A 13,538-nucleotide genomic window follows, 5' to 3' on the forward strand; every position below is an offset into this window, starting at 1 on the left:
GCCCTCCTTCGAGGCCCGCTACCGCGGGCACCTCAGGATGAGGTGATTGGGTAGGAGTTCGGGATGGCCGCCTTCGTCTACATCCTGCGCTGTGCCGACGGCAGTTACTACGTCGGATCGGCTCGCGGTGAGACCCTGGGCAAGCGGCTCGGCGAGCATCACGCCGGGACGTTCCAGGGTTACACGAGCAAGCGCCGTCCCGTGGTTCTTGTCTACGCCGAGGAGTTCGAACGGATCACCGAGGCGATTGCCTTCGAGCGTCAGGTAAAAGGCTAGAGCCGGGCGAAGAAGGAAGCGCTCATCGCCAGTGATTGGGTCGCGTTAAAGTACCTTTCGAAACGTCCCGCCGCTCAACATTTGCCCAACCCACCCGCCTCATCCTGAGGTGCCGGAGCGTAGCGGAGGCCTCGAAGGAGGCTTCCAGAAACCACTGCGATCCCTGGCCCGCTCCTTCTAGGCCGCTTCGCGGTGCCTCACGACGAGGTGATCGGGTGGGAGGGCTCACGATAGCCATGTCACAAATAGGTGAAGCATGGCGCACCGCACCACAGCCATGCCCTCCAAGCAGGAACCGCCACGTTAACGAAACGTTCATGCCGGACGAAACGTTCGTTCAACCAAGCGCCGTAAAGGCGTGTGAGGACAACCTCCGCCATGATCAACACCAAGCTTCTCGCCGCCCTCGGCTTCACCGTCGCGGCGATCACGACCCCGGCCCTCGCGCAGGAGCCCCTCGGTATCCGTGTCGCTCCCCAGTTCGACGCCAACGCCCCCGAGGCCCGCGACACCTCCTCGTTCCGCGCCGCCGCCCTGCGCTCGGATGCCGTGAGCATCGAGTCGAGCCGCATCGCCCTGGAGCGCTCGCGCAACCCGAACGTCCGCAACTACGCCAAGAACGTGCTGGTCGAGCGTGAGGCCACCACCAAGGCGCTGCTGCCAGAGGGTACCTCGCTGACGGCCGGCGGCACGGTCGTGTCCGATTCCCAGCCCTTCGAGACCCGCTTCGACAATCCCGTCGGCGTCGTGCTGGCACCGGTGACCATCTCGGCCGGCATCGCCTCGAAGATCGTCGGCGGCGTCCTCGGCGGCGTCGGCATCATCGACAACACCCCCGGTGAGCCCGGCCGCCGCGTCGCCATCGGCCCGGACGGTCAGGCCCGGATCGACCGCCTGAAGAATGCCCGCACCGGCCGTGAGTTCGACCGCACCTTCGTGCAGCAGCAGGCCCGCTCGGATGCCCGCACCCTCGGCCTCTACGAGTCCTACTCGCGCAACGGCGACAACGCCCAGGGCCGCGAATTCGCCAACCAGGCGCTCCCCTACATCGCCAACCAGCACGGCCACTCGGCCGTCCTCGCCGACCGTATCGGCGGCTGAATCGTTCACTCGTGAAACAGGAAAGGGCCGCCCCAATGGGGCGGCCCTTTTCGTTTGCGCCCAATCCACCCTCTTCCACAGAGGGGAGAAGGTGGATTGGGCGACCTCTCCGGAGATGGCGCTCCCCTCTCCCGCCCCGCTTCGCGGTCCACCCTCCCCCGCATAGGGGGAAGGGAAACCGTTCCGTCACACCGTCTGCTGCTCGACCTCGTCTTCGGGACGCGTGCCCCGGCGCCGGCGGGCGCCGCGATCGAGGAGCGAGCGGCCCAGGGCGCGGAACGGCGCGGTGAGGCGGCGGGCGTCTTCGGCGCGCTCCATGAAGCGCTCGCCGTTGCGGATCTCCTTGTCGAGCCGGGCCATGGTGCGGGCGAGGGCCGGATCGTCGTCGTCGAGCCAGACTTCCACCGTGCGGGCGAAGGCGATGACCACGCCCTGAAGCTTGATCCGGCCGAGCGGCCCCTCGGTGTCGATGCCGGCGGCCGCCAGCATGAAACGGTGGGAGTTCAGCGCCACACCGTTCAGGGCGACAAGGGAAAGCGGATCGCCACGCAACGCATAGGAAATCCGGCGCAGGGCGTCCTTGTAGGGCGTCATCGCGTCGAGCCGGCGCATGAGCACGTCGAACAGACGCTCGCGGGTGGGCTCCTCGGCGAGGTCGGAGGAATCGCCCTCCAACACCTTGCGGTCGATGATCCGCGACAGGCCGCCGAGCACGGCCCCCTTGGAGGGGAATAGCTCTCGGAACTCGGCCAGCGACAGGCCGGCCTCACGGGCGATGTCGCCGATCTCGATGTCGTTCCAGGGCTGCACGGCGGCGAGCCGCATCAGGGCCTCGACGGCGGCCTCGCGCGGGGATTGCCGCGGGGCAGCGACGGCGATGTCGGTCCCAGCGGTCTCGTCACCGCCCTTGGGCTTCGCACCTGTGGTGTTTGCCATGGTCGTTCGATCCTCGTGTCTGTTCCCTACCATGTAGGTTGCGCAGGCGGATCGGTTAGGGGCGGCTCAGCCGGAGAGCTCGCCGGCCCGCACCGCCGCCGCGGCGACCGCCTCACGCATCAGGTCCGGCACGCCGCCATCGCGCATGAGCACGGCCAGCGCCGCCGCCGTGGTGCCGCCGGGCGAGGTCACGTCGCGCCGCAACTGCCCCGCCTCGTAGGGACTGGCGGACAGAAGCGCCCCTGCCCCCGCCACCGTGGCACGGGCGAGCCGGGCGGCCATGTCGGCGGGCAAGCCGGCGGCCACGCCCGCCTCCGCCATGGCCTCGGCCAGGAGGAAGACGTAGGCCGGGCCGGAGCCGGACAAAGCCGTCAGAGCGTCGATGAGCGCCTCGTCGTCGAGCCATTCCACCGCGCCGACGCCCTTCAGCAGCGCATCGGCCTGGGCACGCTGATCGGGGGATACGTCGGCGCTCGCCACCGCTCCGGTGACGCCGCGCCCGATGCTCGCGGGCAGGTTCGGCATCGCGCGGACGATGGCGCGGGCGGAGGGCAGGCGGCGGCGCAGGTCGGCGATGGTCTTGCCCGCCAGGATCGAGACCACCAGCGTGTGGGGTGCGATCAACCCGTCGAGGAGGCCTGCCGCGCCCTCCAGCCCCTGCGGCTTGATCGCGAGGATCAGCGCATCGTTCGCCGGTACGTCGCCGGGGTTCAGGGCGATGCCGTGGCTCTCGCAGAGCCGCACCATCTCGGGCGAGGCCTGCGGATCGACGACGCAGGTCCTGGCTGCATCGAGACCGCCCGCGAGCCAGCCCGCCAGCATCGCACCGCCCATCTTGCCCGCCCCCACCAGGGTGAGGGACGCGGGGAGAGTGGAGGAAGACGGGATGCTCACGCCTCGCCTTCGGTCTCGAACAGGACCGCATCCAGGGATTCGCGAGCGGACTTGCCCGCCCAGAGCACGAACTGGAACGCCTGATAGTAGCGCTCACAGGCATCGACAGCGGATTTCAGCATCATCGCGCACTGGCTCTGGGTCGGCGCGGCGCCGTCCGTGAGCAGCAGCGAGTGCCGGAACATCACCACGCTGTCGGTGGACCACAGGTCGAAATGGCCGACCCAGAGCTGCTCGTTGACGAGGGAAATGAGGGTGAGGATCTCGGTGCGGCGATGCGCCGGCACCTTCAGGTCGAAGGCGCTGGCCACGTGCAGGGCCTCCACGTCCTCGATCCAGGTGAAGGCGACATGGTAGTCGGACCAGCGGCCGGCCACGGCCACCGACATCTCGTCGGTCTCGGCCCGGTCGAAGATCCAGTCGCGAAGGGAGGCGAGCCGCTCGACGATGTCGAGGGGGTGCTCGTTCCGGTCGAGGCCTTCGATGTGGAGTTGGGTCATAGCGGTCCAGGTTGGCGTCCCGGGAGGGGCGCCGATAATGGTGAACGACAATCGATCCCGCTTACGAGTCACCGTTCCCAAGCTGAATCCCCACATAGGCAAGGCAGAGCTTGGTCGGCGAGAAGTTTAAGGGTCGAAGGTCGGGTCCGGGGGCGAAGCGAATCAGTGCTTCACTCACTATAGACCGTGGCGGACTCGCGTTTCAAAGCGCTCGGGAGAAGCGGTGAACAGGAAAGCGGATTTCCACCATTCCTTCCTGTGCACAAGCTTGAACCCGAGCGGCGCGTCCGAATCAGACCGGCGTAGCGGGCGCAGGCGGCGTATCCTGCGTACCGAGCCGGCCCTCGAGCGCCGAGACGCGGGCGGCGAGGGCATCGTTCTGGCTGCGCAGCGCCGAGACGAGATCGCGCAGGACGTCCACCTCTTCGCGCGACGCGATGTCCATGTCGCGGATCAGGCGCTCCACCTGCGCCTTGAAAACCGTCTCCGCCTCGCGCTTCACCCCCTGCGCCGCGCCGGCGGCGTCGGTCATCAGCCGGGCGAAATCGTCGAACAACCGGTTCGAACCGCGGCCCGTGCCGTCCTTAGAGCCTTGCATCGTCGTCTCCCGAGATCGAGGCCCGCGTCGGACATCGCGCCGGCACCTGAGAGGGTGAAATAAGAATCGACGGCCCGCGAGGCAATCCGATCCCCCGCCTCGGGGCTGAGGAATCGACGGACGGACGAGCCGAAGCCCCATTCCGGTGGCCAGGATGACACCGCAAAGCCGCCGCCTTGCTCGGCGACGATCCGCTTCAATCGCATACCGATCCCCATCGAGGACATGCATGGTCAGGCGACGCGAATTCACCCTCGGCGCGGCCGCCTGGGCCGCGGGGAAGTGGTTCGGCGCGGGAGGCCCAGCCCTGGCGGAGGGGGCGTTCCGCCGGGATCTCGCCGGCCGGTTCGCATCGATCGAGGAGGCGAGCGGCGGGCGGCTCGGGATCGGTCTTCTCGATACCGGCAGCGGCGCCCATGCGGCGCATCGCGGGGACGAGCACTTCCCCCTGTGCAGCACGTTCAAGGTCCTCGCCGCCGGCGCGGTGCTGGCGAGGGTGGACCGGGGCGAGGACCGCCTCGACCGGCGCCTGCGCTACGAACCGCGCGAGGTCGTGCCGTATTCGCCCGTGAGCGGGCCGAGGGCGGGGGGCGAGGGCATGACCATCGCCGAGCTCTGCGAAGCGGCCGTCACGCTCAGCGACAACACCGCCGCCAACCTGCTCCTCGGGACGATGGGTGGCCCGGCCGGGCTCACCGGTCATATCCGTGGTTTCGGCGATGCGACGACCCGGCTCGACCGTACCGAGCCGGACCTTAACGAGGCCGCCTCCGGCGATCCGCGCGACACCACCACCCCGTTGGCCATGGCGGAGACGCTCCGGCGCCTCGTCCTCGCGGACGCGCTTTCGCCCGCCTCGCGCGCCCTCATCACCGCCTGGCTCGTCGGCTGCCGCACCGGCGATGCGCGCCTGCGCGCCGGCCTGCCGAAGGACTGGCGCATCGGCGACAAGACCGGATCGGGAGAGAACGACACCGCCAACGACGTCGCCGTGATCTGGCCGCCGCGCCGGGCGCCCCTCGTCCTGACGGTCTACCTGACCGGGGCGAGGACGTCGCCGGAGGCCCGCAGCGCCACCATCGCGTCGGTGGCCCGGGCCGTCGCCGCCTCCGCGTAAGAGTGCCTCACAAAACTCCCGATCACGGTCGGTTCTCGCTCCAAGCACGACAGCGCAGCGAGAGTTTCGTGGGAGACACTAATCGTCCCTTAAGCGCCGATCTGCCAAGCTCGACCGAAGAACGGAGGGAGTGACGATGATCCGGTCGGCCTCGCTGCCGCATCCTCGTTGCGCGGGAGGGGCGGATGATGAGCAGGGGCCGCGGATATCGCGTCGGCATCGCGCACAAGAGGGCCGGGGAATCGAGGATCGCCTCGCATGTCGCATTCGGGATCGTCGCCTTGAGCTTCGCCGCGCACCCGGCCCATGCCGCCGACAGGCCGGATTACGACGGCTTCCGCCAAGGCACATATCTCTCCTACCTCAACGCACTGGAGGATGGCGCCGAGATGACGCGCTCGCCGCGACTTGGCCTGTCCTTCGGGGGAGAGGTGCGCCCCGTGCTGATGGATACCGGTTCCACCGGAATCGTGGTCTCGGCGAGCCGCATCCCCGGCTTCGACGCGATGCCGTCCCGGCCGGGGCGGCTGACCTACAGCAGTTCCGGGCGGATCATGATCGGGCGCTGGGTGACGCTGCCCGTCACGCTCGTCGGCGGCAACGGGGCCAGCGTGACTACCGCGCCCCTCCCCGTCCTGGCGGTCACCGAGATTGCGTGCACGGACAATGCCCGCGCCTGCACGCCGGAGACGATGCCCGAGCATGTCGCCATGTTGGGCATCGGCTTCGGACGGGAGGGCGACGCGCAGAGCCAGAGCACGCCCGACACCAACCCTCTCCTCAACCTCGCGCCCGAGGGCCGGGGGCCTGCCCGGCGTGGCTACGTGGTGACGCGGGCGGGAATCCATGCGGGCCTCACCGGAGCCAATACGCGCGGCGACATCCGCTTCGTGAAGCTCGATCCGCACCCTGACATTTCCGGCGAATGGCAGGGCGTACCCGTCTGCATCGCGGTGGACGGCCAAGCCCCCGGCGCCTGCGGCCGGGCGCTCGTCGATACCGGCGTCTCGGTGATGTACCTGACCTTGCCGACAGGGGCCGTGAACGGTGCCGTCACTCCCGATGACGACGGTCGAAGCCAGTTCCTGCCCGGCACCCGCCTCGGCTTCGTCTTCCCCGGCCGAGGCTCCGAACCGGCCGCGGAATACGACATCGTCATCGGCGACGAGTCCCCGCTTTCGCCGGGCAAGGTGACCCTCAATACCCGTCGCCCGGAGCCCTTCGTGAACACAGGCCTGCGCTTCCTCAACGGCTTCGACGTGCTCTACGACGCCGATGGCGGGTATTTCGGGTTTCGCAGGCGGTAGAGGCGGCGCGGACGCACTCTTGCGGCCGACGACATTTGCCGAACGTGTCTCGGATACGGGACCGAAACAGACGTTTACAATTCTGGTCTCGCGATCCCCTTCGAATCCCTCCGCCGACGCGCCATAAACGGCCCCCGGATGGACGAGACATGACGCAGACGAATTCCGCCACGCCGCATATCCTCGTGGTCGAGGACGACCGCGAGATCAGCGCCCTGGTGGCGCGCTATCTTCGCGCCAACGAGTGCCGGGTGAGTCTCGCCGGGGACGGGCGCGAGATGGACAAGGCACTGGCGGATGCGCGCGTCGACCTCATCGTCCTCGACCTGATGCTGCCGGGCGAGGACGGGCTGAGCCTGTGCCGGCGCCTGCGGGCCGGGTCCTCGATCCCGATCCTGATGCTCACCGCCAAGGCCGAGGAGATCGACCGGATCGTCGGCCTCGAGATCGGTGCGGACGATTACCTCGCCAAGCCCTTCAACCCGCGCGAGCTCCTCGCCCGCATCCGCGCGATCCTGCGGCGGGGCGCGACCACGGAGGCCGCCGGCGACGACGGCGCCCGCCGGCTGCGCTTCCTCGACTGGACCCTCGACGTCTCCCTGCGCCAGCTGCTCAGTCCGGACGAGGCCCGCATCACCATTACGGGTGCGGAGTTCGACCTCCTCCACGCGCTCTGTCTCAGGCCGGGCCGGGTGCTCTCGCGCGATCAGCTCCTCGACCTGACGCAGGGGCGTGCCGCCGGCCCGTTCGAGCGCAGCATCGACGTCCTCATCAGCCGCATCCGCCAGAAGATCGAGGCCGACCCCCGCAATCCCGAGATCATCCGAACCATCCGCTCGGGCGGCTACCTGTTCACCCCGGCGGTGACCCGCTCGTGAGCACCGAGGGGAACGGCCGCTGGCGCCGCCTCGTCGGCACCCCGCCCCGCAGCATCGCCGGCCAGATCGCGGTCCTCAGCGTGGCCGCCATCGTCGTCAGCCACGCGGTGGCGACCCTCGCCTTCTTCCTGCTGCGCGAGCCCTGGCGTCCGGAGAACCATCCGGGCGTGGCCGCGACCCGGCTGGCCACCATCGTGCGCCTCCTCGACGTCGCTCCGCCCGGGGACCGGGCGAGCCTGCTGCGGGACGCGGCGCTGGGCCTGCCCTCCCTCCGGATCGAACCGGCACCGGCGACCTCCGAGCCCCCGGCCGCGACGCCCGCCGCCTCCGGGGGCGGGCGGCCGGATCATCCCATGGTCCAGCGCATGCGCGAGGGGGCCGGCCGCCCGCTCGTCGTCACCGATCTGTCTCCGCCGGGCCGGAGGGAGCCGGGGAGCGGCATCCGCATCGGCATTCTGACGCCCTCGGGGGCGAGCCTGCGGGCCACCCTGCCGGACGACGACCGACCGCCCTTCGGCCCCGGCCCGATCGTGTTCACCTTCGTCCTCCTCGGCATCACCCTGTCGCTCATGTCGATCTGGGCGACGCGGGCCCTGACCGCGCCGCTGGCGAAGCTCGCCGAGGCCGCCGACGCCTTCGGCACGGGCATGAACCTCGTGGCCCTGCCCCGGAACGGGCCGAAGGAGGTGGCGGCGGTCTCGCGCGCCCTCGACACCATGCGCGGGCGCGTCCGCCGCCTGATCGACGACCGGACCCAGATGCTGGCGGCGATCAGCCACGACCTGCGGACCCCCATCACCCGCCTGCGCCTGCGGGCCGAGTTCATCGAGGACGACCACGCCCGCACCATGACCCTGCGCGACCTCGACCAGATGAACGGATTGGTGGAAGCCGCCCTGTCCTTCATCCGGGACGGCCAGTCGGGCGGCGCGCACAGCCTCGTCGACCTCGCCTCTTTGGTCCAGACCGTGTGCGACGGCTTCACCGATGTGGGCGCCGACGTGCGCCTGGAACAGACGCGCCACGTCCTCGTGCGCGGCCGGGCGGACGATCTGCAGCGGGCCATCGTCAACCTCGTCGACAATGCGGTGAAGTATGGCGGCTCGGCGCGCCTGACGATGCATCCATCCGAACAGGGCGTGGCGCTGGAAGTGTCCGACGACGGCCCCGGCATCCCCGAGGCCGAGCGCGACGCCATGGTGCAGCCCTTCGTGCGCGGGGACCGGACTCGCAACCTCGACGAGGCCAGCGGCTTCGGCCTCGGCCTGTCGATCGTGCTCGCCATCGTGGAGGGGCATGGCGGACGGCTCAGCCTGTCGAACAAGGCGCCCCGCGGCCTCGTGGCCCGCATCGACCTGCCCCTCGCCGTCGCTCAAGGAACGCCGCCGTGCGCGGCCCCGATGCCGAACCACGGGGCCGATGCACCGGCCGCCCCGTGATTGTCGCATCGGGATGTTTCGGATTGTCGGCGGGGCCGGTCCCTCAGAACTCCATGTCGAGTTCTTCGATCTCGTCGGGCTCTGCAGCGGCGGCCTCGGTCCACTCCACCATCAGCGGCCAGGCGAGGATGGTGTCGCGATAGGCGGCGACCTTGCGCGGCAGCGGGACGTCGTAGGTCTGGAACCGGGTGCAGACCGGCGCGAACATGGCATCGGCCAGGCTCGGGCGCGTGCCGAAGAGGAACGGGCCGTCGTAGCGCGACAGGCAATCCTCGACGATCGTGATGATCCGCTCGATATCGCCCCGGGCTCCGTTGAAGATCTTGAAATCGGTGTGACGGGCCCGGAGGTTCATCGGCAGCGCCGAGCGCAGGTTGATGAACCCGCCATGCATCTCGCCCGAGATTGAGCGGCAGCGCGCCCGGGCCACGGGATCCTTCGGCAGGAAGCCCGCATCGGGATAGGTCTCGTTGAGATACTGGGCGAGGGCCAGGGTGTCCCAGACCTCGATCTCGCCATGGACGAGGCGGGGCACGAGGAAGGACGGCGACAGATGCAGCAACTCGGCCCGCGTGGAGGCGTCGTCACCGGGCAGGATTTCGGTCTCGAAATCGAGCCCGGCCATGCGGCAGACCAGCCATCCCCGCAGCGACCACGAGGAGTAGTTCCGGCTCGAGATCGTGAGCGTGGCGACCGGCATGTCCATCCCCTGTTGTCGTTGTCCCCGAATGTCCATGGAGTTCTCGGCCCGGGATGCGCAAGGGACATCCAAGTCTCGTGCCGCGCCGAGCCACCCCCCTGCCGCGAGAGATAAACCTTTCCTGTTACGGGGATGGAACAGTGGTGCATTCTCACAACATTTATTACAGATCGTACTTTGAGCCGATTGCGTTGTGCGCAACCGTGGCTCAGCCTAGCAGGCCGTGAACGACCGTCCGGAGACGATCCGGCAGCCGTGCACGACACAGCGAATGGTTCGCTATCCGATCGTTCGCGCAGGAGTTCGAGCTTCATGCTCTACGATGCCTTCGAAGTGCAGTCCGACCTCGCCCAGCGCACCCGCTCCTGGGGCAAGCTCGTCCACGATGCCGTATCGCCCTGGGTCGGATCCGGGAACGCGGCTCCGATGAACTGGTGGTCGGCCGGCGCCCGGATGATGATGCGCGCCGGACTGACCTTCGCCCGCCCCGCCTTCGGCATCGACAGCATCCGGGTCGGCAACCGCGAGGTTCCGGTCACCGAGGAGGCGACGTTCTCGACCCCGTTCGGGACTTTGCTGCGCTTCAGGAAGGACATCGATTCCGAGCAGCCCAAGGTGCTCGTCGTCGCGCCGCTCTCGGGCCATTTCGCCACGCTGCTACGCGGCACGGTGCGCACCCTGCTGGCCGATCACGACGTCTACATCACCGATTGGCACAATGCCCGCGACGTGCCGCTCGCCGACGGCCCGTTCGGGTTCGACGATTACGTCGATCACCTGGTGCAGTTCCTCGGCGTGATGGGCGAGGGCTCGCATGTCGTGGCGGTCTGTCAGCCGGCGGTCCAGGCGCTCGCCGCCGCCGCCGTCATGGCCCAGTCGAAGGACATCGCACATCCGCGCAGCATGACGCTCATGGCCGGGCCGGTGGATTGCCGCATCAGCCCGACCTCGGTGAACAAGCTCGCCACCTCGAAGCCGATCGCGTGGTTCGAGAAGAACCTCATCGCCACGGTGCCCCAGCGTCATGCGGGGGCCGGCCGGCGGGTCTATCCCGGCTTCATGCAGGTCTCGGCCTTCGTCTCGATGAACGCCAAGCGTCACCAGCAGAGCCATGCCGACCTGTTCTGGCACTTCGCCAATGGCGAGACCGACAAGGCCAACCAGATCGAGACTTTCTACGACGAGTATTTCGCCGTTCTCGACCTCGCGGCCGAGTTCTACATCGAAACAGTCCAGACGGTATTCCAGGATTACACCCTCGCCAAGAACGAGCTGACTTATCGCGGGAACCCCATCGATATGCGGTCCATCCGCAAGACCGCGCTGATGACCGTGGAGGGTGAGCGCGACGACATCTGCGCCGTCGGGCAGACCATGGCGGCGCACGACCTGTGCAGCAGCCTCCCCTCGCACATGAAGAGCCACCATCTACAGGCGGGCGTGGGCCATTACGGCGTCTTCACCGGCCGCAAGTGGGAAGGCCAGACCTACCCCCTCGTGCGCAACTTCATCCAGTCGCACGCATGAAGATGCGGGTCCGGCTCAGGATTTAGCCGAGGGTGGTTGGAACTCGTGTCCGCTTGGTGTATGAGCCTGCCCCAAGTGAGTTTTCAGCGTCGATTCGAGACCGTCACACATAGGTCCCTCCCTGGAGCGATCCAGGGTCTGGGGCTATTGGCGGTTTGCCCTCGTCGGACAGGCGGGGGTATTCGGAGAGGGCGCCGTTCGACAATCATACGTCTCTAAAGGATCAAGTCCGTTGCAGGTACTCGTTCGCGATAACAACGTCGACCAGGCACTCCGCGTTCTCAAGAAGAAGATGCAGCGCGAGGGCATCTTCCGCGAGATGAAGCAGCGCAAGGCCTACGAGAAGCCCTCCGTGCGCAAGGCTCGCGAGAAGGCTGAGGCCGTGCGCCGCGCCCGCAAGCAGGCCCGCAAGACCGCCATCCGTGAGGGCCTGATCGCCGCTCCGAAGCCGAAGCCCCGTTTCGGCGCCGGTGCACCGCGTCGTCCGGGCGGCTCGCCCTTCGCTCCGAGCGCCGCTCCCTCGACCAACGTCGCCTCGTAAGGCCGAGCGGCCGGTCTCGCACCGGCCCTTCTTCGATCCTACACGACGCCCGGCCGCGGAAGCGGCCCGGGCGTCGTGTCGTTTCAGGCGATGCCCACGGCAGCGGACGCGTGCTCCGCCTCCACCAGCACGTCGAGGGCGCGCCAGGGCTTCTGCATATAGACCGCCTGTTCGGGCAGGCGGCCGGTGCTGCGCTCGTCGTAGCCGGAGGTCAGGACCATGCGCACGTCGGGCCAGCGCCGCTCCACCGTCCGCGCCAGGGCGATGCCGTCCATGGCCCCGCCGAGGCGCACATCGGCGAAGAGGAGGGCGACGTTCAGTCCCTTGCGCTCTAGGACGCCGATGGCCGCCTCGGCGCTGTCACAGGCGATGACGTCGAGATCGGTCTCTTCGAGAATGGCGGTGGCGAGGTCGCGGACCGCCGCATCGTCCTCCACCACCAGGGCAACGGGGCCATCGATCTGAGCCCGCGCTGCGGCGCCATCGGTCGAGCGGATTGTGCGATCCATGAGGTCACTTTCCAAGGAATGAGGCCAGGCACGATGCCGGCCCTGCGGGGCGTCGTGCGCCCGGTCGATGATTCGATGATGCCGAGGCTGCGCCGCCGGGCCGGGATCGGCAAGGGTATGATGCGCCGCCACGGCCATGCGCCTCCCGCAACGAAAGACAGGGAACCGCCTCAAAGCGGGCATGGTGGCCCTCTATGATACCGGCATGCACGAAATCGGGCACGCTTGCGCATCGTCCGCGCAGACGCACAAGGTTCAGGCATGCTGCGATGCATTAACGATCTGTTCACCGCAAAAGATCGAATGTTACAGTTCAACGACCGTCAAGCTGGATCATGGAACGGTTTCTGTTTCCCGATCCGGGGAGGGGTGCCGAAACAGGGGGTTGTTGCTCAGTCATGTGCCGCTTTCTCGCCTATAGCGGTGATCCGGTCTTCCTGACCGATCTCGTCTGCGCCCCGACGCACTCGCTGGTGCATCAGTCGCTGCACGCCACCGAGGCGAAGACGGAGACCAACGGCGACGGTTTCGGCATCGGCTGGTACGGTGAGCGGGCCGATCCCGGCCAGTATCGCGACGTCTGCCCGGCCTGGTCGGACGAGAACCTCGTCAACCTCTGCCAGCAGGTCCGGGCGCGGATGTTCTTCGCCCATGTCCGCGCCTCCACCGGCACGGCCACCACGCGGGCGAACTGCCACCCCTTCGCCCATGGCCGGCACCTGTTCATGCATAACGGCCAGATCGGCGGTTATCACCGCATCAAGCGGCGGATCGAGGCCCTGATCCCGGACGCGCTCTACGAAGCGCGGCGCGGCACCACCGATTCCGAGGCGATCTTCCTCCTGGCCCTGGCCAACGGCCTCGCCGAAGACCCGATCGGCGCCATGGCCGAAACTCTCTCCACGGTCCGCGACCTGATGCAGGCGGCCGGAATCACCGAGGCCCTGCGCTTCACCTCCGTCGTCACCGACGGCGAGACCCTGACGGCCTATCGCTGGGCCTGCGACGGCCGCCCGCCGAGTCTCTATTACCGCCAGACCGAGACCGGCCTCGTGGTGGTCTCCGAGCCCATCGACGATTGCAAGGAGGGCTGGATCGTGATCCCGCGCGGCGGCACGCTGCAGGCCACGCGCGGGGGCACGGTGACGGTGAAGGGCGCCGACGAGGCGCGGGTCCGCATCGCCGCCTGAGACCGCTCCCGAGGGTTGCGGCACA

The 13,538-nt window shown here is 68.4% G+C and carries 15 protein-coding genes; 9 read left to right on the forward strand and 6 right to left on the reverse strand.

All coding sequences use genetic code 11. The features are described 5' to 3' along the window. The first annotated feature begins 63 nt into the window (after positions 1 to 63). Positions 64 to 276, forward strand: a complete 213-nt coding sequence (locus ASF26_RS20980; RefSeq protein WP_348271105.1) for a GIY-YIG nuclease family protein — start codon at positions 64 to 66, stop codon at positions 274 to 276. A gap of 378 nt (positions 277 to 654) precedes the next feature. Next, positions 655 to 1,377, forward strand: coding sequence for a DUF4142 domain-containing protein (locus ASF26_RS20985; protein WP_056258912.1), 723 nt, complete (start codon positions 655 to 657; stop codon positions 1,375 to 1,377). A 186-nt stretch (positions 1,378 to 1,563) separates the two neighbouring features. Here the strand turns inward: ASF26_RS20985 and ASF26_RS20990 are convergent, their stop codons facing one another. The 4 genes from ASF26_RS20990 to ASF26_RS21005 all read right to left on the reverse strand — a co-directional run bounded on the left by ASF26_RS20990 (position 1,564) and on the right by ASF26_RS21005 (position 4,305). Beyond that, complete coding sequence (locus tag ASF26_RS20990; RefSeq protein ID WP_056258916.1) at positions 1,564 to 2,313, reverse strand: hypothetical protein; 750 nt, start codon at positions 2,311 to 2,313, stop codon at positions 1,564 to 1,566. A 66-nt stretch (positions 2,314 to 2,379) separates the two neighbouring features. Next, entirely contained in the window at positions 2,380 to 3,207 is an 828-nt protein-coding gene (gene proC, locus ASF26_RS20995) for a pyrroline-5-carboxylate reductase (protein WP_056258918.1), read from the reverse strand. Next, a complete protein-coding gene (locus ASF26_RS21000) occupies positions 3,204 to 3,707 on the reverse strand; it encodes a YbjN domain-containing protein (protein WP_018045511.1) in 504 nt (167 codons plus the stop codon). The genes proC and ASF26_RS21000 overlap by 4 nt, the downstream gene beginning before the upstream one ends. A gap of 292 nt (positions 3,708 to 3,999) precedes the next feature. After that, the gene (locus tag ASF26_RS21005) at positions 4,000 to 4,305 is read right to left on the reverse strand and encodes an accessory factor UbiK family protein (RefSeq protein WP_056258921.1); all 306 of its coding nucleotides are present in this window, start codon (positions 4,303 to 4,305) and stop codon (positions 4,000 to 4,002) included. A 229-nt stretch (positions 4,306 to 4,534) separates the two neighbouring features. On the opposite strand from ASF26_RS21005, the gene bla reads away from it, so the two are divergent. The 4 genes from bla to ASF26_RS21025 all read left to right on the forward strand — a co-directional run bounded on the left by bla (position 4,535) and on the right by ASF26_RS21025 (position 9,046). Next, positions 4,535 to 5,422 (forward strand): class A beta-lactamase, encoded by an 888-nt coding sequence (gene bla / locus ASF26_RS21010; protein WP_056258924.1) that lies wholly within the window; start codon positions 4,535 to 4,537, stop codon positions 5,420 to 5,422. Between the two features lie 185 nt (positions 5,423 to 5,607). Next, a complete protein-coding gene (locus tag ASF26_RS21015; protein ID WP_056258927.1) occupies positions 5,608 to 6,729 on the forward strand; it encodes a hypothetical protein in 1,122 nt (373 codons plus the stop codon). Positions 6,730 to 6,878: 149 nt separating this feature from the next. Next, entirely contained in the window at positions 6,879 to 7,607 is a 729-nt protein-coding gene (locus tag ASF26_RS21020) for a response regulator (protein WP_056258932.1), read from the forward strand. Beyond that, complete coding sequence (locus ASF26_RS21025) at positions 7,604 to 9,046, forward strand: ATP-binding protein (protein WP_056258935.1); 1,443 nt, start codon at positions 7,604 to 7,606, stop codon at positions 9,044 to 9,046. The genes ASF26_RS21020 and ASF26_RS21025 overlap by 4 nt, the downstream gene beginning before the upstream one ends. Positions 9,047 to 9,089: 43 nt before the next feature. Here ASF26_RS21025 and ASF26_RS21030 read toward each other — a convergent pair whose 3' ends face one another. Beyond that, the gene (locus ASF26_RS21030; RefSeq protein ID WP_056259268.1) at positions 9,090 to 9,746 is read right to left on the reverse strand and encodes a glutathione S-transferase family protein; all 657 of its coding nucleotides are present in this window, start codon (positions 9,744 to 9,746) and stop codon (positions 9,090 to 9,092) included. A 312-nt stretch (positions 9,747 to 10,058) separates the two neighbouring features. Here ASF26_RS21030 and phaZ point away from each other — a divergent pair, with 312 nt between their 5' ends. Both phaZ and rpsU read left to right on the forward strand, forming a co-directional pair. Beyond that, positions 10,059 to 11,273 (forward strand): polyhydroxyalkanoate depolymerase, encoded by a 1,215-nt coding sequence (phaZ, locus tag ASF26_RS21035; protein WP_056258940.1) that lies wholly within the window; start codon positions 10,059 to 10,061, stop codon positions 11,271 to 11,273. A 232-nt stretch (positions 11,274 to 11,505) separates the two neighbouring features. Further along, positions 11,506 to 11,814 carry a 30S ribosomal protein S21 gene (gene rpsU / locus ASF26_RS21040; RefSeq protein WP_018045519.1) on the forward strand — a complete coding sequence of 103 codons (309 nt, stop codon included), beginning with the start codon at positions 11,506 to 11,508 and terminating at the stop codon, positions 11,812 to 11,814. Between the two features lie 83 nt (positions 11,815 to 11,897). Here the strand turns inward: rpsU and ASF26_RS21045 are convergent, their stop codons facing one another. Then, the gene (locus ASF26_RS21045) at positions 11,898 to 12,323 is read right to left on the reverse strand and encodes a response regulator (protein WP_056259270.1); all 426 of its coding nucleotides are present in this window, start codon (positions 12,321 to 12,323) and stop codon (positions 11,898 to 11,900) included. 398 nt (positions 12,324 to 12,721) lie between these two features. On the opposite strand from ASF26_RS21045, the gene ASF26_RS21050 reads away from it, so the two are divergent. After that, complete coding sequence (locus ASF26_RS21050; protein ID WP_056164170.1) at positions 12,722 to 13,513, forward strand: class II glutamine amidotransferase; 792 nt, start codon at positions 12,722 to 12,724, stop codon at positions 13,511 to 13,513. Positions 13,514 to 13,538: the final 25 nt, after the last annotated feature.

Source organism: Methylobacterium sp. Leaf93 (assembly GCF_001422345.1).
Lineage (GTDB): Bacteria > Pseudomonadota > Alphaproteobacteria > Rhizobiales > Beijerinckiaceae > Methylobacterium > Methylobacterium bullatum.